20 protein-coding genes are annotated in these 24248 nt (G+C 70.3%); 7 read left to right on the forward strand and 13 right to left on the reverse strand.

Features of this window, described 5'->3' with window-relative positions:
- Positions 1 to 40: 40 nt before the first annotated feature.
- Positions 41 to 2500, forward strand: coding sequence for a DNA gyrase/topoisomerase IV subunit A (locus ACWCQS_RS33040; RefSeq protein ID WP_451007862.1), 2460 nt, complete (start codon positions 41 to 43; stop codon positions 2498 to 2500).
- Here the strand turns inward: ACWCQS_RS33040 and ACWCQS_RS33045 are convergent.
- Complete coding sequence (locus ACWCQS_RS33045; RefSeq protein ID WP_451007863.1) at positions 2497 to 3585, reverse strand: CobW family GTP-binding protein; 1089 nt, start codon at positions 3583 to 3585, stop codon at positions 2497 to 2499. The genes ACWCQS_RS33040 and ACWCQS_RS33045 overlap by 4 nt on opposite strands.
- A gap of 66 nt (positions 3586 to 3651) precedes the next feature.
- Positions 3652 to 4818 carry a citrate synthase/methylcitrate synthase gene (locus ACWCQS_RS33050; protein ID WP_451007864.1) on the reverse strand — a complete coding sequence of 389 codons (1167 nt, stop codon included), beginning with the start codon at positions 4816 to 4818 and terminating at the stop codon, positions 3652 to 3654.
- A gap of 113 nt (positions 4819 to 4931) precedes the next feature.
- On the opposite strand from ACWCQS_RS33050, the gene ACWCQS_RS33055 reads away from it, so the two are divergent.
- The 4 genes from ACWCQS_RS33055 to ACWCQS_RS33070 all read left to right on the forward strand — a co-directional run bounded on the left by ACWCQS_RS33055 (position 4932) and on the right by ACWCQS_RS33070 (position 9670).
- On the forward strand, positions 4932 to 6215 hold the full coding sequence (locus tag ACWCQS_RS33055; protein WP_451007865.1) for a citrate synthase: 1284 nt from the start codon (positions 4932 to 4934) through the stop codon (positions 6213 to 6215).
- 54 nt (positions 6216 to 6269) lie between these two features.
- Entirely contained in the window at positions 6270 to 7211 is a 942-nt protein-coding gene (locus ACWCQS_RS33060) for a sucrase ferredoxin (RefSeq protein ID WP_451007866.1), read from the forward strand.
- A 102-nt stretch (positions 7212 to 7313) separates the two neighbouring features.
- Entirely contained in the window at positions 7314 to 8993 is a 1680-nt protein-coding gene (locus ACWCQS_RS33065) for an ATP-binding protein (protein ID WP_451007867.1), read from the forward strand.
- Positions 8990 to 9670: a DUF7342 family protein gene (locus tag ACWCQS_RS33070; protein WP_451007868.1), complete on the forward strand. Its 681-nt coding sequence runs from the start codon at positions 8990 to 8992 to the stop codon at positions 9668 to 9670. Before ACWCQS_RS33065 ends, ACWCQS_RS33070 begins: the two co-directional genes overlap by 4 nt.
- Before the next feature lie 24 nt (positions 9671 to 9694).
- Here the strand turns inward: ACWCQS_RS33070 and ACWCQS_RS33075 are convergent, their stop codons facing one another.
- The 3 genes from ACWCQS_RS33075 to ACWCQS_RS33085 form a co-directional block, all read right to left on the reverse strand.
- Positions 9695 to 10753 carry an ABC transporter substrate-binding protein gene (locus tag ACWCQS_RS33075; protein WP_451007869.1) on the reverse strand — a complete coding sequence of 353 codons (1059 nt, stop codon included), beginning with the start codon at positions 10751 to 10753 and terminating at the stop codon, positions 9695 to 9697.
- Between the two features lie 137 nt (positions 10754 to 10890).
- Positions 10891 to 11769 carry an ABC transporter permease gene (locus tag ACWCQS_RS33080; protein WP_451007870.1) on the reverse strand — a complete coding sequence of 293 codons (879 nt, stop codon included), beginning with the start codon at positions 11767 to 11769 and terminating at the stop codon, positions 10891 to 10893.
- Entirely contained in the window at positions 11759 to 12574 is an 816-nt protein-coding gene (locus tag ACWCQS_RS33085) for an ABC transporter ATP-binding protein (RefSeq protein WP_451007871.1), read from the reverse strand. Before ACWCQS_RS33085 ends, ACWCQS_RS33080 begins: the two co-directional genes overlap by 11 nt.
- A gap of 158 nt (positions 12575 to 12732) precedes the next feature.
- Between ACWCQS_RS33085 and ACWCQS_RS33090 the strand changes: the two genes are divergently transcribed.
- Positions 12733 to 13425, forward strand: coding sequence for a response regulator (locus ACWCQS_RS33090; RefSeq protein ID WP_451007872.1), 693 nt, complete (start codon positions 12733 to 12735; stop codon positions 13423 to 13425).
- Positions 13426 to 13452: 27 nt separating this feature from the next.
- On the opposite strand, the gene ACWCQS_RS33095 is transcribed toward ACWCQS_RS33090, so the two are convergent.
- From ACWCQS_RS33095 to ACWCQS_RS33120, 6 genes are all read right to left on the reverse strand, one after another.
- Positions 13453 to 15045: a solute symporter family protein gene (locus tag ACWCQS_RS33095; RefSeq protein ID WP_451007873.1), complete on the reverse strand. Its 1593-nt coding sequence runs from the start codon at positions 15043 to 15045 to the stop codon at positions 13453 to 13455.
- Positions 15035 to 15589 carry a DUF485 domain-containing protein gene (locus ACWCQS_RS33100; RefSeq protein ID WP_451007874.1) on the reverse strand — a complete coding sequence of 185 codons (555 nt, stop codon included), beginning with the start codon at positions 15587 to 15589 and terminating at the stop codon, positions 15035 to 15037. Before ACWCQS_RS33100 ends, ACWCQS_RS33095 begins: the two co-directional genes overlap by 11 nt.
- Positions 15590 to 15658: 69 nt before the next feature.
- Positions 15659 to 16348, reverse strand: a complete 690-nt coding sequence (locus ACWCQS_RS33105) for a response regulator transcription factor (RefSeq protein WP_451007875.1) — start codon at positions 16346 to 16348, stop codon at positions 15659 to 15661.
- Positions 16345 to 17496 (reverse strand): sensor histidine kinase, encoded by a 1152-nt coding sequence (locus tag ACWCQS_RS33110; protein ID WP_451007876.1) that lies wholly within the window; start codon positions 17494 to 17496, stop codon positions 16345 to 16347. The genes ACWCQS_RS33105 and ACWCQS_RS33110 overlap by 4 nt, the downstream gene beginning before the upstream one ends.
- Complete coding sequence (locus tag ACWCQS_RS33115; RefSeq protein ID WP_451007877.1) at positions 17493 to 18014, reverse strand: DUF1453 domain-containing protein; 522 nt, start codon at positions 18012 to 18014, stop codon at positions 17493 to 17495. Before ACWCQS_RS33115 ends, ACWCQS_RS33110 begins: the two co-directional genes overlap by 4 nt.
- 713 nt (positions 18015 to 18727) lie before the next feature.
- Positions 18728 to 20851 (reverse strand): DNA gyrase/topoisomerase IV subunit B, encoded by a 2124-nt coding sequence (locus tag ACWCQS_RS33120; protein ID WP_451007878.1) that lies wholly within the window; start codon positions 20849 to 20851, stop codon positions 18728 to 18730.
- A gap of 440 nt (positions 20852 to 21291) precedes the next feature.
- Between ACWCQS_RS33120 and ACWCQS_RS33125 the strand changes: the two genes are divergently transcribed.
- The gene (locus ACWCQS_RS33125) at positions 21292 to 21522 is read left to right on the forward strand and encodes a DUF7455 domain-containing protein (RefSeq protein WP_146463514.1); all 231 of its coding nucleotides are present in this window, start codon (positions 21292 to 21294) and stop codon (positions 21520 to 21522) included.
- 102 nt (positions 21523 to 21624) lie between these two features.
- Here the strand turns inward: ACWCQS_RS33125 and ACWCQS_RS33130 are convergent, their stop codons facing one another.
- On the reverse strand, positions 21625 to 22485 hold the full coding sequence (locus ACWCQS_RS33130) for a serine protease (RefSeq protein WP_451007879.1): 861 nt from the start codon (positions 22483 to 22485) through the stop codon (positions 21625 to 21627).
- A gap of 120 nt (positions 22486 to 22605) precedes the next feature.
- Positions 22606 to 24150, reverse strand: coding sequence for an RNA polymerase sigma factor (locus ACWCQS_RS33135; protein WP_451007880.1), 1545 nt, complete (start codon positions 24148 to 24150; stop codon positions 22606 to 22608).
- Positions 24151 to 24248: the final 98 nt, after the last annotated feature.

Here is a 24248-nt window from a genome sequence, read left to right on the forward strand (position 1 = left end):
CAGATCCATCAAACGCTTCAGTAGCAAGGAGCCGGCAGCGATGGCCCGCCGCAGCACGAAGACCCCGCCGCCCGACGATTCGTACGAGGAGAAGATCCTCGACATCGACGTCGTGGACGAGATGCGTGGCTCCTACCTCGAGTACGCGTACTCGGTCATCTACTCGCGCGCCCTGCCGGACGCCCGTGACGGCCTCAAGCCGGTGCACCGCCGGATCGTGTACCAGATGAACGAGATGGGCCTGCGCCCCGACCGCGGCTATGTGAAGTGCGCGCGTGTCGTCGGCGAGGTCATGGGCAAGCTGCACCCGCACGGCGACGCGTCGATCTACGACGCCCTGGTGCGCATGGCCCAGCCCTTCTCCATGCGCGTGCCGCTGGTCGACGGCCACGGCAACTTCGGCTCGCTGGGCAACGACGACCCGCCGGCCGCCATGCGGTACACGGAGTGCCGGCAGGCCGAGGCGACGAGCCTGATGACCGAGTCGATCGACGAGGACACGGTCGACTTCGCGCCGAACTACGACGGCCAGGAGCGGGAGCCGGTGGCGCTGCCCGCCGCCTTCCCGAACCTGCTGGTCAACGGCTCCTCGGGCATCGCGGTCGGCATGGCGACGAACATGCCGCCGCACAATCTGCGCGAGGTCATCGCGGCCGCCCGCCACCTGATCAGGCACCCGAACGCGGACCTGGACGCGCTCATGAAGCACGTCCCGGGCCCGGACCTGCCCACCGGCGGCCGGATCGTCGGCCTGGACGGCATCCGGGACGCGTACGCGACGGGCCGCGGCACCTTCAAGATGCGCGCGACGGTCTCGGTCGAGACGGTGACCGCCCGCCGCAAGGGCCTGGTCATCACGGAACTGCCCTTCGCGGTCGGCCCGGAGAAGGTCATCGCGAAGATCAAGGACCTGGTCAACGGCAAGAAGGTCCAGGGCATCGCCGACGTCAAGGACCTCACCGACCGCGAGCACGGCCTGCGCCTGGTCATCGAGGTCAAGAACGGCTTCGTGCCGGAGGCGATCCTGGAGCAGCTCTACAAGCTGACCCCGATGGAGGAGTCCTTCGGCATCAACAATGTCGCGCTGGTGGACGGCCAGCCGCTCACGCTGGGCCTGAAGGAGCTGCTGGAGGTCTATCTCGACCACCGCTTCGACGTGGTGCGGCGCCGCAGCGAGTTCCGCCGCGGCAAGAGGCGCGACCGGCTGCACCTGGTCGAGGGTCTGCTGACGGCGCTGGTCGACATCGACGAGGTCATCCGGCTGATCCGGTCCAGCGAGAACTCCGCGCAGGCCAAGGAGCGCCTGATGCAGCGCTTCTCGCTGAGCGAGATCCAGACGCAGTACATCCTCGACACGCCGCTGCGCCGGCTCACCAAGTACGACCGCATCGAGCTGGAGGCGGAGAAGGACAGGCTCACCGCGGAGATCGCGGAGCTGACCCGGATCCTGGAGTCCGACGCGGAGCTGCGCAAACTGGTCTCGAACGAACTGGCCGCCGTGGCCAAGAAGTTCGGCACCGACCGGCGTACGGTCCTGCTGGAGTCCGCGGGCGCCCCGGTGGCGGCGGTACCGCTGCAGGTGGCCGACGACCCGTGCCGGGTGCTGCTGTCCTCGACGGGGCTGCTGGCCCGTACGGCGACGGCGGAGCCGTTCCCGGAGGAGGCCGGCGGGAAGCGCGTCAAGCACGACGTGATCGTCTCGGCGGTCCCGGCGACCGCGCGCGGCGAGATCGGCGCGGTGACCTCGGCGGGCCGGCTGCTGCGGATCAACGTGGTCGACCTGCCCCAGCTGCCGGAGACGGCGGCCGCGCCGAACCTCTCCGGAGGCGCGCCGCTGGCGGAGTTCGTCTCCCTGGAGGACGACGAGACGGTGGTCTGCCTGACCACGCTCGACGAGTCGTCCCCGGGCCTTGCGCTCGGCACCGAGCAGGGCGTCGTCAAGCGCGTGGTGCCCGACTACCCGTCCAACAAGGACGAGTTGGAGGTCATCACGCTGAAGGAGGGCGACCGGATCGTCGGCGCGGTGGAGCTGCGCACCGGCGAGGAGGACCTGGTCTTCATCACCGACGACGCACAGCTGCTGCGCTTCCAGGCGTCCATCGTGCGCCCGCAGGGCCGTCCGGCCGGCGGTATGGCGGGCATCAAGCTCGCCGAGGGCGCGAAGGTCATCTCCTTCACGGCGGTCGACCCGGCGGCCGACGCGGTGGTGTTCACGGTCGCGGGCTCGCGCGGCACGCTGGACGACTCGGTGCAGACGACCGCCAAGCTGACGCCGTTCGACCAGTACCCGCGCAAGGGCCGGGCCACGGGCGGTGTGCGCTGCCAGCGGTTCCTGAAGGGCGAGGACTGTCTGTCGCTGGCCTGGGCGGGCGCGGTTCCCGCGCGCGCGGCGCAGAAGAACGGCACCCCGGCGGACCTGCCGGAGCCGGACCCGCGCCGGGACGGTTCGGGCACGTCGCTGCCGAAGACGGTGGCGGTGGTCGCGGGACCGGTGCTCTAGGCGGGCGGATCTTCCAGGTCCGCCTGGTCCGGGCCTTGGACATAGCGCAGGACGCCCCACATGCCGTGTTCGTCGGCGTGTGGGGCGTCGTTCCGGCACCCCTTGAGCTCCTGGCCGAGGGCCTCGCCGTCGATGCCGGAGCCGATCAGCACGAGCTGGGTGAGACGGTCGCCGGCAGCGGCCCAGGGCTCCGGGTAGAAGCGCAGGAACCGGCCGACGGCGTGTACGGCGTACCGGTTGCGGGTGTCGTACGGCCCGAAGTCGACATGGCCCTTGATCCGGTACAGCCCCTCGGGCCGGCTGTCCAGGAACCGCATGAGCCGGCGGGGTTCCAGGGGGACCTCCGAGGTGAAGGACAGGCTGTCGTAGCCGGTGTCCAGATGACCGGCGTGCTCATCGTCCCCGGTGTGCTCGTGGAGGTCGTCGAAGGACAGCTGCCCGATCCGCTCCTCGCTCGGCCTGCAGTCGAAGAGGAACTCGGGGTCGATACGGCCGTAGGTGGCGGGGACGACGGCGGCCCGGTCGGTGAGCGAGCGGACGAGGTCCAGCACCCCGTCGGCGTCGTCCGCGCGGTCCAGCTTGTTGACGACGACGAGGTCGGCGAACGCCAGGTGCCGGTCGATCTCGGGGTGCTTCGCGCGCGTGTCGTCGAACTCGGCGGCGTCCACGAGCTCGACCAGGCCGCCGTAGACGACCCTCGGGTGCTCGCCGGCCAGCACCATCCGCACGATTTCCTGTGGCTCGGCGAGCCCGCTGGCCTCGATGACGATCACGTCGATGCCGGTGCCCGGGTCGGCGAGCCGCTCCAGATAGCGGTCGAGTTCGCTTGCGTCGACGGCACAGCACAGGCAGCCGTTGCCGAGCGAGACGGTCGAGTCGCCGAGGGCGCCCGCGACGGCCATCGCGTCGATCTCGATGGCCCCGAAGTCGTTGACGATCGCCCCGATCCGGCTGCCTCCGCTGCGGTGCAGGAGGTGGTTGAGGAGTGTGGTCTTCCCGCAGCCGAGGAAACCGGCGAGCACGACGACGGGGATCTGCTGCGGGCTACGGCTGCTGTCCGGGCTGTTCGCCAGGCTGTTCCCCAACGGGCGACCTCTCTCGTGTGGACCGACTGCCGGTCCAGGATAGGAGGGGCGCCCGGGGCGGGTGCGTCAGCCGGCGACCGGCACCGCGACCGGCGGCGTCGGCCCCACGTACCGCGCGACCGGCCGGATGATCTTCGAGTCCGCCGCCTGTTCCAGGACGTTGGCGCTCCAGCCCACCACCCGCGCCGCGGCGAAGGTGGGGGTGAACATCTCGCGGGGCAGTCCGCAGAGTTCCATGACCACGCCGGCGTAGAACTCGACGTTGGTGTGGAGTTCGCGGCCGGGCTTGAGCTCGGCGAGGATCGCCTCTACGCGGCGTTCGACCTCCACCGCGAAGTCCACGCGCGGTCCGCCGAAGCTCTGGGCGATCTCCCGCAGCATCCGGGAACGGGGGTCCTCCGTGCGGTAGATGGCGTGCCCGAAGCCCATGATCCGGTCGCCGGCGAGCACCCGCTCGCGGATCCAGGGGTCGATCCGGTCCGGGGTGCCGATGGCGTCCAGGGTGTCCAGGGCCCGGCTGGGCGCGCCTCCGTGCAGCGGCCCGGACAGGGCGCCCACGGCTCCGGTCAGGCAGGCGGCCACGTCGGCCCCGGTGGAGGCGATGACGCGGGCCGTGAAGGTTGATGCATTGAACCCATGATCAATGGTTGAGATCAGGTATTGCTCGACCGCACGCGCCCGCCGGGGCTCGGGCTCCTCGCCCGTGAGCATGTACAGGTAGTTGGCCGCGTACGGGAGGTCCTCGCGCGGCTCGACCGGGTCGAGGCCCTGCCCGAGCCGGTACAGCGCGGTGAGCAGTGTGGGTACGGCCGCGCAGACGGCCAGGGTGTCGGCGCGGCGCCGGTCGGCGTCGATGTCGTACACCGGCCGCAGTCCGCGTGCCGAGCCGAGCAGGGACAGGGCCGTGCGCAGCCCGGACAGCGGGCCGGAGACGCGGCTCGCCGCGGCGATCGCGGGCAGCGCCGAGGCCACCTCCCCTGGCAGCCGCCGCAGCGCCGCCGTCTCGGCGGTGAAGGCGGCGCGGCGCTCCGCGTCCGGGAGCGTGCCGTGAACAAGGAGGTGCCAGACGTCCTCGAAGCCACGGGTCCGCGCGAGTTCGACGGCCGAGTACTGGCGGTAGTGGTAGAAGCCCTCGCGCCCCCGGACGTCACCGATCTCGGTCTCGGTGACGACGACGCCGGCGAGTCCGCGCGGTGCGTCGATGTACGGGGTTGCGGTCCTGTTGATCGCCATGATTCTCCTCCCTGGACTTGATCCGACTGTCCATGCTTGACTGATTTCTTGTCAATATTGATTGAATCAATGCAAGCCGATCAACATGTGCAGAGGCGGCTACGGTGACCCCCATGCGCGATCACGAACCCGCTCCCGGCCGTCCCGGGCGCAGGCTGACCACCAAGGAGACCGCCGAACTGCTCGGCGTGAAGCCGGAGACGGTGTACGCGTACGTCAGCCGCGGTCTGCTCAACAGCAGGCGCGAGCCCGGCGGACGTGCCAGCACCTTCGAGGCGAAGGAGGTCGAGGCCCTCGCCCGGCGCCACCGCCGGGAGGCGGCCGGAACCCCCGGCTCCGGCGGGGACCTGTCCGTCCGGACCCGCGTCACGCTGATCGAGCAGGACCGGTACTACTTCCGGGGCGTGGACGCCGTAGAGCTGGCACTCCGTCACTCCTACGAGGAGGTCGCGGAGTGGCTGTGGACGGGCCGGCTCACCCCGGGCGTGACCTTCTCCGCGCCCGCCCCGACCGTCGCGGTCGCGCGCCGCGCGGTGAACGCGCTGTCCGAGCACGCCTCCCCCACCGACCGGCTGCGCGTGGCGGCCGTCGCCGCGGCGGCCGAGGACCCGCTGCGCTTCGACCTGTCCGAAGACACCGTGCTGAACACTGCGCGGATCCTGATCCCCACGCTCGTCGACGCGCTGCCGCCGGTCCGGCGCGACCACAAGGACGACGGCCCGCTCGCCCACCGGCTCTGGGGCCGGCTCACCGGCCACCCCGCCGACGAGGCGTCCCTGCGTGTCCTGGACACCGCGCTCGCCCTGCTCGCCGACCACGATCTGGCCGCCTCCACGCTCGCGGTCCGGGTCGCCGCCTCGGCCCGCGCGCACGCCTACGCGGCCGTCTCCGCCGGGCTCGGCGTCCTGGAGGGCCCGCTGCACGGCGCCGCGAGCGGCAACGCCCACCGCATGCTGCTCGACGTGCTGGACCAGGGCACAGCGGTCCCGGTGATCGCCGACGAGTTGCGCGCGGGCCGCCGGGTCCCGGGACTCGGCCACCGGCTGTACACCGGCGAGGACCCGCGCGCGAGCGTGCTGTTCGGCCTCCTGGAGCGGGTCCCGCGCGCGGAGTCCGCCCTGCTCGCCGCCCGGGACATCGTCGCCACCACCGCCCGGCACACCCCGCTGCACGCCAACGTCGACCTGGCCCTGGCGGTGTTCACCGCGTCCAGCGGCATGCCCGCCACGGCCGGCGAGATCATCTTCGCCGTCGCGCGGACCGCGGGCTGGATCGCCCACGCCTTGGAGGAGTACGGCGAGCGCCCGCTGCGCATGCGCCCGGTGGGCCAGTACGTCGGTCCGCGCCCTCCGCAGCCGCTGCCGGAACCGCTCGGCCCCGAAACCCGCCCGGATTAGGACACGACCACGGCCGGAAGTCACCCCAGAGAGAGTCAGGTTAGGCTCGCCTCTGTGAGTACGTGTGCGACCGTCTCCCGGAGCCTCGACGAGCTCGTTTCCGGTACGGCGGCCACGGCGACGACGTGGCTGCTCCTGGAGCAGCCCGGCCCGTGGGGTGCCAAGGCGCTCACTTCGAGCCACCTGGACCCCACCGTCGGGCGGGCGCTGGAGGCGGCCACCGAGGGAACCGGCGTACGCGTCGCGCTCATCCGGCGCCCCGGACGCCATGCCGACCCCGGCACGTCCGCCGTCCGGCAGGTGTACGCCGCCCACACCGTGCCGGGCCGCGTCTGGCTGCACAGCGCCACGACCCGCGATCCGCGCCGACTGCTCGGCCTCGATTTCGCCGCCCTCGGAGCGGGCGACCACCGTTCCTTCGGCGCCGCGCTCGGCGGGCAGCCGTACGGCGGCGACCCGCTCGCGCTCGTGTGCACCAACGGCAAGCGCGACCGCTGCTGTGCTCTCCTGGGCCGTCCCCTCGCCGCCGAACTGTGCGCCTCGGGGGTGCGCGGCGTCTGGGAGGTCACCCATCTGGGTGGCCATCGCTTCTCGCCGACCGTGCTCGTCCTGCCGTACGGCTACGCCTACGGTCGCGCCGAGGCGCACACCATCAAGGAGGCGCTGCACGGCGCGCAGGAGGGGCGCGTGGTGGTCGAGAGGTGCCGCGGCTGCTCCGCCTGGGAACGGCCCGGTCAAACGGCCGAGCTGGCCGTCCGGTCGACGGCGGGCGAGTACCGGGCGGGGCTGCTGAGCGTCGTACGGACCGACGGTGCGGCCCCGCGCTGGGAGGTCACCGTCGGCCATGCCGACGGCCGTCGCTGGCGGGTGACCGTGGCGCAGGGGGCGTCGCTGCCGCCGCGCCCGGAGAGCTGCGGAGCGGCGGTGCTCGGCACCCCGGCGCGGATGGACGTCGTCGCCGTCCGCGAGCTCAGGCCTACGGCGCTGGCGGGCTGAGCGACCGCCTTCCCACAGCGACCTCATCTTTCAAGAACTGGTCAAGAGATCCCCACCACATCCCCTGGGGCGCGTCCGGTCACCCCACGTACCGTCATGGGCATGAGTCCCACTCCCCCTGCACGCCGTCTGCGTCTCGGTCTGCCGCGGCGGGTGTTCTCGCAGGTGCTGCTGATGCAGGTGGCGATCGCCGCGGGCGTCGCGGTGCTCGCGACCGGACTGTTCCTGGCACCGCTGAGCAGGCAGCTGGACCAGGAGGCGGAGCACCGCGCGCTGGCCATCGCGCAGACGACGGCCCAGGATCCGCAGATCGCGGAGGGCGTGCTGACCACCTCACCGAACGCGAACGGTCCCGTGCAGAAGGAGGCCGAGCGGATCCGACGGGCCACGCACGCGGAGTACATCGTGGTGATGAACCGGCGGGGCATGCGCTGGTCGCACACCACCGTCTCGGAGATCGGCGGGCACGTCTCCACCGACCCCAGGCCGGCCCTGGCCGGTCATGAGGTCATGGAGATCGACAACGGCACCCTGGGCCGCTCGGCCCGCGGCAAGGTGCCGCTGTACGACACGCACCACCGGATCATCGGGGCGGTCTCGGTCGGTATCGCCTACGACAGTGTGCGGGCGCGGCTGATCAGCGCGATCCCGGGACTGTTCGCGTACGCCGGGGGCGCTCTCGCGGTGGGCGCGCTGGCCGCCTGGCTGATTTCCCGGCGGGTCCAGCGGCAGACCCAGGACCTGGCCTTCTCCGACATCTCGGCGCTGCTCGCGGAGCGCGAGGCGATGCTGCACGGCATCCGTGAGGGCGTGGTCGCCCTCGACCGCGGCGGCCGTGTCCGCCTGCTCAACGACGAGGCGCGACGGCTGCTCGGGATCGGCGACGAGGCCGTCGGACGGACCCCGGACGAGGCGCTCGGCGGGGGCCGTACGACGGACGTCCTGGCCGGCCGGGTGACCGGCACCGATCTGCTCACCGTGCGCGGCCAGCGCGTGCTGGTCGCCAACCGTATGCCCACCGGCGACGGCGGCGCCGTGGCCACCCTGCGCGACCGCACGGAATTGGAACAGCTGGGGCGCGAACTCGACTCCACGCGCGGTCTGATCGACGCCCTGCGCGCCCAGGACCACGAGCACGCCAACCGCATGCACACCGTGCTGGGACTGCTGGAGCTGGAGATGTACGACGACGCCGTGGAGTTCGTCGGCGAGGTGGTCGGCGACCACCGGGCCACCGCCGAGCAGGTCACCGAGAAGATCCAGGATCCCCTGCTGGCGGCGCTGCTGGTCGGCAAGGCGACCGTGGCGGCCGAGCGGGGCGTCGCGCTGTGGGTGTCCGAGCACACCCGGCTGCCCGACCGGCTGATCGATCCGCGCGGTCTGGTCACGGTCGTGGGCAACCTGGTGGACAACGCCCTCGACGCGGTCGCCGGCACGCTGCACGCGCGCGTGGAGGTCGAGTTGCGCTCCGAGGGCCGTACGGTCGTCCTCAGGGTGTGCGACACGGGCCCCGGGGTCCCGGCGGATCAGCGCGAGTCGATATTCACGGAGGGCTGGTCCACCAAGAAGCCTCCTGCGCACGGCAAACGGGGCCTCGGGCTCTCGCTGGTGCGCCGGCTCGCCCAACGGCAGGGCGGAAGCGCGACGGTCGGCGAGGCGACCGGTGGCGGCGCGGAGTTCACCGTGGTCCTGCCGGAGGCGCTGACCGAGCCGGAGCTGGAGCCCGCGGTGCCCGAGAAGACCCTCGAGCCCGCTGCCGTCACCGAGGAGGAGACCCGATGATCGAGGTCCTGGTCGTGGACGACGACCCCCGCGTCGCCCGGGTCAACGCCGCGTACGTGGCGAAGGTGCCGGGATTCCATGTGGCCGGCGAGGCGCACAGCGCCGCCGAGGCGCTGCGGCAGGTGGAGACGCTGCCGCGGCTGGACCTGGTCCTCATGGACCACTACCTGCCCGACGACACCGGCCTCGCGGTCGTCCGCGAGATGCGCCGGCGCGGCCACCAGGCCGACGTGATCATGGTGACGGCGGCGCGGGACGTGTCGACCGTCCAGGCCGCGATGCGTCAGGGGGCGCTGCAGTACCTGGTGAAACCGTTCGCCTTCGTCGGCCTGCGCGCCAAGCTGGAGGCGTACGCGCAGCTGCGGCGCACACTGGACGGCGGCGGAGAGGCCGAACAGGCGCAGGTGGACCGCATCTTCGGCGCCCTGTCCGCGCCGTCGGAGCCCGTGCTGCCCAAGGGGCACTCCCCGACGACGGCAGAACTGGTGCGCCAGGCGCTGATGAACGCCGAGGGTCCGCTGTCCGCCCAGGAGATCGCCGAGCGGACCGGGGTGAGCCGGCAGACGGCCCAGCGGTATCTGAAGCTGCTGGAGCGCACCGGACGGGCGCGGCTGACCCTGAAGTACGGCGACGCGGGCCGCCCGGAACACCGTTACATGTGGGCGGCCCGCGGCTGAGCGGACGTCTGTACTTGACCGCGCTTACTTGGCAGCGTTGACGAACTCGGTGGTGTACGTCTTGCTCAAGTCGACCTTTGCGTTCTTGATGTTCGGGTTGAACGACTTGAGGACCTTCTCAACCGTCTCCGGGCCGCCCTGGGGCATCACGCCGTCGTCGGTGAACATCGGCAGGGTGCTCTTGATGGCCTGGGCGTAGAGCGTCTTGTTGCCCTGGGAGTAGTCGGCGGGCATCTTGGCGGCGATCTCGTCGGCGCTGTGGGTGGACATCCACTTGAGCGTCTTGACGAATGCGTTGACCAACTTCTGGACGGTGTCCTTGTGTCCGTTCACCCAGTCCGTCTGCATGTACAGACTTGACGACGGGTACGGCCCGCCCAGCGCCTTCTGCGAGCCCTCGGGGGTGCGCATGTCGATGAGGACCCTGCCCGCCTTCTTGTCCAGGATCGTCGCGACGGTCGGGTCGGTGGTCATGCCGCCGTCGATCGCCCCCTTCTGGAGGGCCGCGATGAACGTGGGACCGGCGCCGACGGCGACGGGGGTGAACTCGTCGACCTGCACGCCGTTCTTGACCGCGAGGTACTTGGTGAGGAAGTCGGTGGAGGAACCGAGCCCGGTCACGCCCAGCTTCCGGCCCTTGAAGTCCTTGGGCGACGTGAGGTCGCCGGCCGCCTTGTTCGAGACCACCTCGACCTCGCCGGGCGCGTGCGAGAACTGGACGACCGACTCCACCGACTTGCCCTTGGTCTGCAGGTCGAGGGTGTGGTCGTAGAAGCCGACCGCCCCCTGCACCTGGCCGGAGACGAGCGCGGTCTCGGCCTGGACACCGGCGGGCTCGCTGAGGAGTTGGACATTCAAACCCTCTGCCTGGAAGTAGCCGAGGCGCTGGGTGAGCATCGCGGGCAGATAGATGACCTTGTCCAGGCCGCCGACCATGATCTTGACGGTCTCGCCCTTGCCGCCGCCCCCACCGCTGCCGGTGTCGGCCGTGGAGCTGGCCGCGTCGTTGGCACAGGCGGTGAGCGAGGAGAGCGCCAGCAGGCCGGCGGCGGCCAGGGAGGCGTATCTGGCGGTGTTGCGCATGCGGTTCACGTCCTTGTGAGAGGGCGGTACAGGAAGGCGTGGGGGGCTGGTCCGGGGAGGGGCCCGGGGGTGGCCGGGGGGCCATGGGTCCCGGGGCGCCAGGTGGGGCCGGAGATGGATCGGTGAAAGGGAGCCGGTCAGCTGTCGGAACCGGAGGGCCTCCAGCGGAAGATGCGGCGCTCGGCGAAGGTCAGCAGCCCCTCGGCGGCGAGGGCGACGACGGCGAGGATGACCATCGCGGCGTAGACGCCGGCCGCGTTGAAGGTGTTCTGCGACTGTGCGACGAGCAGGCCGATGCCCTTGGTCGCGCCGATGTACTCGCCGACGATGGCCCCGATGAGGGCGAAGCCGAAGCTGACGTGGAGGCTGGTGAAGATCCAGGAGGTGGCCGACGGGATGACCACCTGGAGCGTCACACGGCGGTCGCCGGCGCCCAGGATGCGGGCGTTGGCCACCAGGTTGCGGTCCACCTCCCGGGCGCCCTGGAAGGCGTTGAAGAACACCGGGAAGAACACCAGCACGACGGCGGAGGCGACCTTGGAGGACGGCCCGAGCCCGAACCAGATCAGGAAGATCGGTGCCAGGACGATCCTGGGGATCGAGTTGAGCACCTTGATGTATGGACCAAGGACCTCGGCGAGCAACCCGATCCGCCCGAGTGCAATACCGAGGAGCACACCGGCGACCACACCGATGACCCAGCCGAGCAGTGCCTCGTAGAGCGTGTACCAGATCTGTTCGCCCAGCGAGCCGAGCGCGGTTCCGTGGGTCACCCAGGTCCAGATCTGGTCCCAGATCTTCGACGGCATCGAGAAGTTGAAAGGATCGATGACCTTCGCCCGGGACAGTCCCTCCCACAGCCCGAGGACGGCCAACAGCAGCAGCACGCGCACGGCGGCGACGAGAGCCTTGCGGCGGCGGGCGGCCTGGGCGCGGGTCTGCGCGCGGTTCGTCTTGTCGGCGAACTCGGTCGTGGCCGGCGCGACCTGAGCCTCGGGCATGACCTCAGGCGACATGGGCGGCACCCCTCTCACGGGTGATGCGGACCTCTTCGCCGAGGGACTCCCAGATCTCGCGGTAGATCTCGATGAACCGCGGCTCCAGGCGCACCGACTCCACCTTGCGCGGCCGGGGAAGGTCGATCTCGAAGACCTGCTTCACGGTCGCGGGTCCGGCGGTCATCACGACGACCTTGTCGGCGAGCGCGATGGACTCCTCCAGATCGTGGGTGACGAAGACGACGGAGGCGCCCGTGCCCTCCCACAGCTCCAGCAGCTCGTCCGACATCAGGGCCCGGGTCTGCACGTCCAGTGCCGAGAACGGCTCGTCCATCAGCAGGATCTCGGGGTCGTTGACGAACGTGGCGGCGAGCGCCACGCGCTTGCGCTGACCGCCGGAGAGCTGGTGCGGGTAACGGTCCTCGAAGGCGGCGAGGCCGACGCGGGCCAGCCACTCCCGGGCCTTCTCCTTGGCCTCGGCCTTCGGTACGCCCCGGAAGCGGGGGCCGGCCATGACGTTGGACAGGACCGTGCGCCAGGGGAAGGTGGCGTCCTGCTGGAAGACGAAGCCGACCTTGTCGCCCACGCCGTCGACGGCTTCGCCGGCCACCAGCACGTCGCCCTCGCTGGGCTCCTCCAGGCCGCTGACCAGCGTCAGCGTGGTGGACTTGCCGCAGCCGGTCGGGCCGACGACGGCCACGAACTCACCGCGCTCGACGGTGAGGTCCAGACCGCGCACGGCTGTGTGCAGTCCCCCTGACGGGGTTCTGAAGGTCTTGCTCGCGCCCCGCAGCTCGATGGCGGGGCTGGTGTGTGCGCTCATGGCCCGGGACGGTAGGTGTGGCCCCGGCCACAGCAGGAGTCTTGTGAGCGCAAGCCGTTCTTTTGCTCGCAAGAGCCTGTTGTGCTCTTTTTGCTCGCGCTACAACTGCGGAGCCGAAACACGGGCTTAACGCTCGTCGGCCTTGAAGGAGAGGCCTGATGATTGACGTCCTGGTCGTGGACGACGACTTCCGCGTCGCTGAGATAAACGCCAAGTACGTGGGGAAGGTTCCCGGCTTCCGGGTGACCGCCCGCGCGCACAGCGCTGCCCAGGCCCTGGCCGCCGTGGAACGCGGCACCATCGACCTGGTCCTGCTCGACCACTATCTGCCGGACCAGACGGGTCTTGATCTCGTGCACCGCATGCGGGAGCAGGGTTACGGCACGGACGTCATCATGATCACCGCGGCCGGCGATGTGACGACTGTGCAGCAGGCGATGCGCCTGGGCGCCCTGCACTACCTGGTCAAACCCTTCACTTTCGCCGCCCTGCGCACCCGCCTGGACTCCTATGCGGCGCTGCGTCGCACGGTGGACCGGGTGGGCGGCCGCGGCCTGACCGGGCAGGAGCAGGTCGACCGCATCTTCGGGGCGCTGCGGACGTCTCCCGCACCCTCCGCGCCCGGCGTGCCGAGCGGCCACTCGGCGCCCACGACCGACCTGATCTGCGGCGTCCTGCACCGCGCCGACCAGCCGCTGTCCGCCCACGAGGTGGCCGTCAGGACCGGCCTGAGCCGCTCCACCGCCCAGCGCTATCTCCGCCATCTGGAACAGGCCGGCCGGCTGCGTCTCTCCCTGAAGTACGGCGACACCGGACGGCCGGAGCACCGGTACGCCTGGGTGGCGCCGTAGCGATCCGTGCGCGGCGCTGGTGACCGGCTACACGGCGCCGGCGCCGGTCAGCGACCGGACCTCCGTCTCGGCGTACTTGGCCTCGTCCGCGACCTCCGCGGAGGTGATCGTGCCGAGCCAGCCGGCGAGGAAGCCGAGCGGGATGGAGACGATGCCCGGGTTCTGCAGCGGGAAGTACTGGAAGTCGACGCCCGGGAACAGCGAGGTGGGGCTGCCGGACACCACCGGGGAGAGCAGCACCAGTCCGAGCGCCGGGATCAGCCCGCCGTACACGGCCCAGACCGCGCCGCGGGTGGTGAAGCTGCGCCAGAACAGCGAGTACAGCAGCACCGGGAGGTTCGCCGAGGCGGCGACGGCGAAGGCGAGGCCGACGAGGAAGGCGACATTGAGGTCACGGGCCAGCAGACCGAGCGCGATCGCCACGACACCGATGCCGACCGCCGCCCAGCGCGCCACCGCCACCTCGCTGCGCGCCTTGCCTCGCGAGCGCCGCAGCGACGCGTACAGGTCGTGCGCCACCGACGTCGACGAGGCGAGGGTGATGCCGGCGACCACGGCGAGGATCGTCGCGAAGGCGACGGCGGCGACGACCGCGAACAGGACCGTGCCACCGGTGGAGCCCGCGCCACCGCCCAGGTCGAGGGCGAGCAGCGGCACCGCGGTGTTCCCGGCCGCGTTCGAGCCGCGCACCGCGTCCGTGCCCACCACCGCGGCCGCCCCGAAGCCGAGGACGATCGTCATCAGATAGAAGCCGCCGATCAGCCCGATGGACCACACCGCGGAACGGCGGGCGGCCCGCGCGGTGGGCACGGTGTAGAAGCGGGACAGGATGTGCGGCAGTCCGCCCGTGCCCAGCACGAGGGCGAGTCCCAGGCTGATGAAGTCGAAGCGAGCGGTCCAGGTCCCGCCGTACTTCAGGCCCGGCGCCAGGAACGCCCTTCCGTGACCGCTGCGGTCCGCGGCCGTGAGCAGCAGGCGGTCGACATCGCCGTGGAAGCGGAGCAGAACGAGGACGGTCAGCGCGATGGTGCCGCTCAGCAGCAGCACCGCCTTCACGATCTGGATCCAGGTGGTGGCCCGCATCCCTCCCAACGACACATAGATCACCATGAGCGCGCCGACCCCGATGACCGCCCAGGCCTGCTCGGCCCCGCTCGCCCGCCCCAGCAGCAGCGCCACCAGACTGCCCGCGCCGACCATTTGCGCCACCAGATACAGAACGGACACCGTGACCGAGGAAGTACCCGCGGCGATCCGCACGGGCCGCTCGCTCATCCGCGCGGCCACCACGTCGGCCAGGGTGAACCGCCCGCAGTTGCGGACCAGTTCGGCCACGAGGAACAGCACGACCAACCAGGCCACCAGGAAGCCCACGACATACAGCATCCCGTCGTACCCGTACAGCGCGATGAGCCCGGTGACCCCGAGGAAGGAGGCGGCCGACACGTAGTCACCTGCGATGGCAAAACCATTCTCCATGGGAGAGAACAGCCGCCCTCCGGCATAGAACTCCTCCGCCGAACCACGCCGCCGACGGCTCACCCACGTCGTGATGCCGAGAGTGACGGCCACGAAAACGCTGAACAGCAGCAGCGCCAGCGTCTGATGCTCACCGGCCACGAGGCACCTCCCGCACTTCGCGGGTCAGTTCCTGGGTGTCCCAGCGCAGCTCCAGCGCCGCCCGGTCCCGACGGAGCCGCGCGTGCCGGGCGTAGGCCCAGGTGAGCAGGAACGTGGTGAGGAACTGTCCGAGCCCGGCCAGCATGGCCACGTTCACCGCGCCCGCCACGGGACGGGCCATGAGCCCCGGCGCGGTCGTAGCGGTGACCACATAGCCCACGTACCAGGCGAGGAAGGCGGCGACTCCCGGCACGACGAACCGCCGGTACCTGGTGCGCACCTCCTGGAAGTCAGCGCTGCGCTGCACCTCGACGTACACATCACGTGCGCGCACCGCCGCTCCGCTCCGCTCCCCGCGAGCGGGTGGCACCGCCGGCGTCGGCACGCCGATACCGTCCGGCTCGCCCCAGCCGGAGGCCAGTGCGTCGTACCAGGGGTCTTCGTACGTCTCGTCGCGGGAGGGCGCGCCGTGGTCTTGCCGGTTCTCGGCCGAACTCTCGGGACCATCCCCGACTCCATGGGCACGACCGTTGCTTGACTGCATGCCCAAGGATGGACAGATCGGGCAGATCCCTGACTCTTCTTCCTCGGGCTCTTCACCCCATCAGGTGATTCACTGTGCGGGCGGTCTCACCAGCCCTTTGCTGTAGGCGTAACGCACCGCCTGCGCCCGGTCCTTGAGGCCCGTCTTGGCGAAGAGATTGTTGATGTGCGTCTTCACAGTCGCGGTCGACACATGCAGCTTGCGGGCGATCTCCTGATTGCTGAGCCCTTCGGCGATCAGCAGCAGTACCTCGGTCTCCCGAGCGGTCAGTCCGTCGGGCGGCGCCTGGACGGTCGCCTGCGGGCTGGGCTCGGGCTGCGACAGCCGCTCCAGCAACCGGCGCTGGACACTCGGCGACAGACCCGCGTCCCCCGAGAGCACGCTCTCCACGGCACGCACGATCTCGTCACCCCCCGCGTCTTTGGTCAGATAACCCCGGGCGCCGGCGCTCAGCGCCGGGAACAGCGACTCGTCGTCCGCGTACGTGGTGAGCACCACGACCTGGGTCCCGGGGTACTGCGCCCGGATCCGCCGGGTGGCCTCGACACCGTCGCAGCGGGGCATCCTGAGATCCATCAGGACGACGTCCGGGGCCAGTTCTCCGACCAGCCGCACCGCCTCCTCGCCATCTCCCGCGGCACCCACGACCTCCACCCCGGGCAGCAGCCCGAGCAGCATCACGATGCCCTCCCGGACCACGGTCTGGTCGTCGGCGACCACGACCCGTGCGGGACTCTTCTCCCCCTCCGTCTCCGTCATACAGGCACCTTCAGCGTCACCACGAACCCCTCCTCCTGCGGCCGCGCGTCCAGTGAGCCGCCCAGCAACTCGGCCCGCTCGCGCATCCCCAGCAGACCGTACCCGGCTCCGGATCCCGTGAGTTCGCCCGGCCGCCCGCCCGTGTCCCGTACGTCCAGCCTCACTTCGTGCTCGCTGTAGTCGAGTCGCAGGTGCACCTTGGCGCCCTGTGCGTGCTTGCGGACGTTCGTCAGCGCCTCCTGGGCGACCCTGCGCACGGCCTGGGAGGCCTCGGCCGGCAGGGGTCTGCGCTCACCCGTCACGGTGACCTCGGCGCCATCGGCCCCGCTGACGAGTTCGCTCAGGAAGTCCTCCAGTGGGGTCAGCTCGCCCCGCAGCGCGGACAGGGCCTGCCGGGTCTCGGCGAGTCCGTCGCGGGCCATGCCCCGGGCAGCCACCACCCGCTCCAGGATGCGCTCACGGTCCGCACCCTTCTCGATCAGCAGCCGGGCCGCCTCCAGGTGCACCAGCTGCGCCGAGAGGCTGTGGGCCAGCACGTCGTGGATCTCCCGTGCGATGCGGGCTCGCTCGGCCAGCGCCGCGGACTCCGCCTCGGCCGCCCGGGCTGCGCGCTCCTGGGCAAGCAGTTGCTGCGCGTGGCCGCGGGCTTCGGCGTCCAGCCGAAGGACGTATCCGGCGAGGGCCATGCCCGCCACGGAGGCGGCCGTGGTCAGCCAGACGTCGTTGTTGAAAGCGGAATATGCTGCCAGGCCCACCGAGGTCACCGGCGCCGCGGCCGCGAGCGGCAGCCGCTCCAGGGCGCCGATCCCACAGCCGCACCAGATCACGAGGGCCGGCCCCCTGAATCCCGTGGCCTCAGCCGCGACCGCGATGCCCATGAGGGCGCCCATCAGCATCAGGGAGGGGACCAGCCGGTGCTGGTAGGTGGTCCGGAAGAAAGCCCAGGCCAGAAGAGCGGCGACAAGGACCCCGGCCATCGCACCGAGGGCGCCCCAGAGGCCGACGTGCCTCTGGTTGTACGCGCCCCACAGGAGCATGCCGATGACCAGGCATCTGACGGACCAGGCGATCAGACGCCGCGGCCGGGTGGTCCCCTCGCGGCCGAGGGCCTCCTGTGACGGCCAGCGCGTCCAGGCGTTCTCCTTCACGCGCGCTCCCTCCATACCGACCGCATGCCGTCACCGTACGCCGGGGCAGGGTGGTCCGCGGTGCCGAGGGACTGCGCCCGCCAGACGAGGATTCCGCCGCGGACTAGCAGGGTGACGGCGAGAGCGCACATCAGGGCGGAACTGTTCTGCTGCAGGCCGAGTACGGCGCCGATGGCGTAGATACCGATGCGCAGGGCTATGCCCACGATCCACACCGCGACGCTCGCCTTGGTGCTCTTCGTCCACACGACGCCGTCCGGTTCCCTCCAGATGCGGGTCGTCCAGGCCCAGCCGGCACCGGTGGCCACACCGATGATCAGCTCCACCGCGAGCAGCGCGGCGGATTCCGCATGATGGTGGGCGTCGAGAATGCCGGGCCTGCGCAGCGCGACAGCGGCAAGGACCACAGGGATCAGCCACCAGCGCCGGTCGGTGTTGATCGCGCGGGCGCGAAACTGCCGCACGATCACTATGGCGGCGACGGCCACGATCACCAGCGCGTTGACGAGCCCGGACATCAAAGCCTCCGTGAGCGAGAAGGGTGGTGCCGGGAGCAGGTGCTGCCGACACCTACGAAGCTACGGAAAAGCGCAGGTCGAGAGATCGGAGCGGGGGTGGATCACGGGTGGAAACCTGGAGCGGCTCGTCTCCACCCACGGGTGTAGATCCCGCGGGTCCGCATACCGGGCCGGTGCGGAGGCAGGGAGCGCCGGTGCCGGGGTGAGCGGGGAATCCAGCACCACCTCCGACGCCGGTTGACCGCCAGAAGAGCCGGGACCTCCCACTGCTCACGACGACTCGGACGGGAACGGGGGGCTCACACAAGCGCCGCCGAACGCCCGCGAGCCCCCGACCGCAGCCGCGCCGGACCAGACCTTGTCCGGCCCAGCAGGATCAGGCCTTGTCAGCCCTGGCAGGAACAGGTCTGTCGGGCCCAGCAAGATCGGCCCACACAGGCCGGGAGGGCAGCCGACGCCGCCGGTGCGATGCCGAGTGCGCGGCCGGCGTCCAGCCCCGGTCGTCGCGGTGGAACACACAGTCTGCCGTGTCCAGGCCACGGCTCACCGGCCACCGCACCCGACATCGAAGGAAGACCAAGCGACCACCGGCGACAGCCCCAGCCGCGGAGGCAAACCACTGTTCCCCTCCGCAACCAGCTGATGACCGCCGCCGCGGCCGACCAGGTCAGCCCGCCTCGGGCAGCCCCGTCGGCCGATGCCCGGTGCAGCGGCTACGCGTCGATGCGCGACCGGTCCAGCGTCGCCGCCGAGCTGGAGATGAACTCCTTGCGCGGTGCCACGTCGTTGCCCATCAGCAGATCGAAGACCTGCTCGGCGGCCTCCAGATCGGCCAGGTTGATCCTGCGCAGCGTGCGGTGACGCGGGTCCATCGTGGTCTCGGCCAGCTGGTCGGCGTCCATCTCACCCAGGCCCTTGTAGCGCTGGATCGAGTCCTTGTACCGGATGCCCTTGCTCTGGAACTCCATGAGCTTGTCCCGCAGCTCACGGTCGGAGTACGTGTAGACGTACTTGTCCTGGCCCTTCTTCGGCTGGACGATCTCGATGCGGTGCAGCGGCGGCACCGCGGCGAAGACGCGGCCGGCCTCGACCATCGGCCGCATGTAGCGCTGGAACAGCGTGAGCAGCAGGCAGCGGATGTGGGAACCGTCCACATCGGCGTCGGTCATCATGATGATCTTGCCGTAGCGGGCCTGGTCGATGTCGAAGGTCCGGCCCGAGCCCGCCCCTATGACCTGGATGATCGCACCGCACTCGGCGTTCTTGAGCATGTCGGTCACCGACGACCGCTGCACGTTGAGGATCTTGCCACGGATCGGCAGCAGGGCCTGGAACTCGGAGTTCCGCGCCAGCTTGGCCGTACCGAGCGCGGAGTCGCCCTCGACGATGAACAGCTCGCTGCGGTCGACGTCGTCGCTGCGGCAGTCGGCGAGCTTCGCCGGCAGGGACGAGGACTCCAGGGCGGTCTTCCGGCGCTGGGCGTCCTTGTGCTGGCGGGCCGCGACGCGCGTACGGGCTGCGGCCACCACCTTCTCCATGACGACCCGGGCCTGCGCGGCGGCGTCCCGCTTCGTGCTGGTCAGGAACGCCTTCAGCTCCTTGGTGACCACGTTGTTCACGATGCGGCGGGCCGCCGAGGTACCCAGGACCTCCTTGGTCTGGCCTTCGAACTGCGGCTCGGCCAGGCGCACCGTCACGACGGCGGTCAGGCCCTCCAGGGCGTCGTCCTTGACGATGTTGTCCTCGGCCACCCTCAGCAGCTTCTTGGCGCGCAGCACGTCGTTGAACACGCCCGTCAGGGACTGCTCGAAGCCGGAGACATGGGTGCCGCCCTTGGGGGTGGCGATGATGTTGACAAAGGACCGGATGGTGGTGTCGTACCCGGTGCCCCAGCGCATCGCGATGTCCACGCCCAGTTCACGCGTGACCTCGGTCGGGGTCATCTGGCCGTGCTCGTCGAGGACGGGGACGGTCTCCTTGAAGGTGCCCTTGCCCGAGAAGCGGATGACGTCGCAGACCGGCTTGTCGCCCGCCAGGTACTCGCAGAACTCGCTGATGCCGCCGTCGAAGCGGAAGGACTCCTCGCCCTTGCTGCCGCCCTCTCCCAGGCCGAACTCGTCGCGCACGATGATCGTCAGACCCGGCACCAGGAAGGCCGTCTGCCGAGCGCGCTGGTGCAGGTTCTCCAGGGAGAGCTTGGCGTCCTTGAGGAAGATCTGGCGGTCGGCCCAGTAGCGCACGCGCGTGCCGGTGCGGGTCTTGGGGATCTTCTTGGTCTTGCGCAGGCCGCTCTTGGCCTCGAACTTCGCGTCGGCGCCGTCGGCTGCGAAAGCGCCGGGCACTCCGCGCCGGAAGCTGATGGCGTGCGTGTGGCCGCCGCGGTCCACCTCGACGTCGAGGCGGGCGGAGAGGGCGTTCACCACGGAGGCACCGACGCCGTGCAGACCGCCGGAGGCGGCGTACGAGCCGCCGCCGAACTTGCCGCCCGCGTGCAGCTTGGTCATGACGACCTCGACGCCGGACAGGCCGGTCCTGGGCTCGACGTCCACAGGGATGCCACGGCCGTTGTCGCGCACCTCAACGGAACCGTCGTCGTGGAGGATCACCTCGATGCGGTCGCAGACGCCCGCGAGGGCCTCGTCCACGGAGTTGTCGATGATCTCCCACAGGCAGTGCATCAGACCACGACTGTCGGTCGAGCCGATGTACATGCCCGGGCGCTTGCGCACGGCCTCGAGGCCCTCGAGGACGAGCAGGTGCCGCGCGGTGTAGTTGGAACCGTCCCGGTCTGCTCCTGCCAGCAGCGCTGTGGACGGCACGGACGTATCGGCGGTCACGCGGTTCGCTCCTCGCTGAATTTCAGTTTGCCCCCTACTGGGTAAGGGGACGGCTTCGGTCGCCGCTCAGAGGGTACCGAGGCCTGGTAGAGCCGGTGTAACGCCACCCTCGTCGAGAACTCAGACTAGTCCAGGCTCGCATAGATGTTCGATCCCTCGATGGAGTGAAGTACATATCACGTTCCCTTGGAGGCATGAACCATTTAGGCTCCGGGCACGTCCTCATGAACAACAGGCAACCCCGCCTGGAGGACCGAGACACAACACTGCGCGAAACCGTAAGCACCACAAGAGACGCACTACGGCACATTCGCCGCCAACCGGCAGCAGACAGCCGCCCCGGAAGTTTTTTTCGAGGAATAGCCACGAGCGGGAACGTTTTCGGGCTGGTTGGATGTTGACCCTGGTACGACAGCTCGTCGAGCTAGAGAAGAGGCGACGTGACTACTGTTCTGACCCCCGCGAGCCCGTTGACGGCCGCCGATCGCTGCGACCGCTGCGGCGCCCAGGCATACCTGCGCGTCGTCCTGCTCAGCGGCGGAGAACTGCTCTTCTGCGCCCACCACGGTCGCAAGTTCGAGCCGGAACTCAAGAAGATCGCCGCTGAGATACAGGACGAGACGGAGCGGCTGACCTCCGCTCCGAACACCGCTTCCGAAGAAGAGCGCTGAATCTCGCACACACGACGAGCCAGCCCCGGCACAGGCCGGTGCACGGGCGGCCGCTCCCCTCGGGGGAGCGGCCGCCCGTGCTCATGTCCCTGTGCGGGCACCTCAGGAGCCTCCGTGGGGCCTCCTGCGGTTCCCTGAGGCCGCTTCCAGGGCTCTCATGACGCCGGACACGCGCGTGTACACGCCAGGCCTGCCCGGCCTGCCGCAGCCGCTGCCCCATGACACGAGGCCGATCAGCCGCCCTCCCGCCACCAGTGGGCCGCCACTGTCCCCCTGGCAGGCGTCCGGGCCCCCCGCAGCCTCTCCGGCGCAGAGCATGCTGCCGGCCCGGTAGGCGCCGTCGGGACCGCCCGGATAGGCGCGGGCGCAGAGGTCGTCGGGCAGCACGCGCACGCGTGCGGCGTACAGCCTGTGCGCATAGGCGCCCCCGCCGGTCGTGTCCCCCCATCCGGACACGGTGGCCTGCGTGCCCGGCGCGTAGGCCGGATCACCTGCACCCGCCATGCCGACGACCGCGCGCTGCGGCAGCGGCTCGGCGAGGGTGAGCACGGCGAAGTCGCCGGCATTGGTCCCGGTGTCGTACCCCGGATTGACCCAGGCATCGCGTACGGCGATCTCCTGCCCCTCGTCCGACAGCAGATCGGTGCGGCCCGTGATGACCCGCAGGTCGCGCACGCGGTTCGGGGGCGCCCCGAGGACCTCCTCGGCCAGGCAGTGAGCCGCGGTGAGCACCGCCGTCCGGGCGACGGCCACACCGCCGCAGAACTGGCCCGCCCGCGTACCTCCGAACCGGTCACGGCTGGACAGCGCGACCGTCCACGGGGCTTGGGACACGTCTATCGGAAAGCCCCCGACCACCACGCTGTCGGCGGCCACGGGAGGCGCGCTCACCAGCGGTGTGGCGGTCATGACGGCCGCAAGGGCCAGCGGCCGGATCAGGGCTCGCGCAACGGAACAGCGCATGCAGACTCCTCACTCTCAGTGGTGCTGGAACACCCAGAGTGATCCACGGCGCCGTCGCGCGCAGCACGAAGGCCCGGCTCCCGCGAGCGGAGCCGGGCCTTCGCCGTCGTACGACCTGACCTAGTCGAGGTAGTCGCGCAGCACCTGGGAACGCGAGGGGTGGCGCAGCTTCGACATGGTCTTGGACTCGATCTGGCGGATGCGCTCACGCGTCACGCCGTACACCTTGCCGATCTCGTCGAGGGTCTTCGGCTGACCGTCGGTGAGACCGAACCGCATCGAGACGACGCCGGCCTCGCGCTCGGACAGGGTGTCCAGAACGGAGTGCAGCTGCTCCTGCAGGAGCGTGAAGCTGACGGCGTCGGCGGGGACGACAGCCTCGGAGTCCTCGATGAGGTCACCGAACTCGCTGTCGCCGTCCTCACCCAGGGGGGTGTGCAGCGAGATGGGCTCGCGGCCGTACTTCTGGACCTCGATGACCTTCTCCGGGGTCATGTCAAGCTCCTTGGCCAGCTCCTCCGGGGTGGGCTCGCGGCCCAGGTCCTGGAGCATCTGGCGCTGCACGCGCGCGAGCTTGTTGATGACCTCGACCATGTGCACCGGGATACGAATGGTGCGGGCCTGGTCGGCCATGGCGCGGGTGATGGCCTGACGGATCCACCAGGTGGCGTAGGTGGAGAACTTGTAGCCCTTGGTGTAGTCGAACTTCTCGACCGCGCGGATCAGACCGAGGTTGCCCTCCTGGATGAGGTCCAGGAAGAGCATGCCGCGGCCGGTGTAGCGCTTGGCCAGGGAGACCACCAGACGGAGGTTGGCCTCCAGGAGGTGGTTCTTGGCGCGGCGGCCGTCCTCGGCGATGATCTCCAGCTCGCGCTTGAGCTTCGGCGCCAGCTTGTCGGCGTTGGCCAACTTGTCCTCGGCGAACAGACCCGCCTCGATGCGCTTGGCCAGCTCGACCTCCTGCTCGGCATTGAGCAGGGGGACCTTGCCGATCTGCTTCAGGTAGTCCTTGACCGGGTCGGCGGTGGCGCCGGCCGCGGCGACCTGCTGCGCGGGCGCGTCGTCCTCGTCCTCGTCGGACAGGACGAAGCCCGCGTTCTCGGCGCCCTCGGGCTCGTCGGCGACCTTGGTGTCCTCGAGAACCTCGTCCTCGAGAATTTCGACGTCGTCCTTCTTGGCCGTGGTCTTCTTGGCCGCCGTCTTCTTGGCGACGGTCTTCTTGGCGGCCGCCTTCTTGGCGACGGTCTTCTTGGCCGCGGCCTTCTTGGCGGGTGCGGCTTCCTCGGCGGAATCGGCTGCGGCAGGAGCGACGGGCTCCGCGGGGGCGGCCGTGGTGGCGGTGGCCTTCCTCGTCGTCGTCACCGTCTTCGCCGCGACCGTCTTGGTGGCGGTGCGCTTCGCCGGGCTCTTCGCTGCGACGCTCTTGCGGGTGCGCTTGGGCTCTGCGGCACTGACCATCAGCGTCACACCCTCTTCCTCAAGAATCTGGTTGAGGCTGCGCAGTACGTTCTTCCACTGAGTGGCCGGAATCTGGTCAGCTTCGAAGGCCCGACGCACATCGTCGCCGGCGATCTGCCCCTCAGCCTTTCCCCGCTCAATGAGCGCCATGACAGAGACGGACTCGGCGATCTCCGGCGGGAGCGTACGGGATGTGCTGGCCGACACGAACAACCTCTCGGAACGTTGGAAAACGGCTTCCGGCACCGTCCACTGCGGACAGGAGCCGACCACCGGCCTGGGGATGGGCCGACGGCGCGGGCGGG

This window comes from Streptomyces sp. NPDC002076 (genome assembly GCF_053593835.1).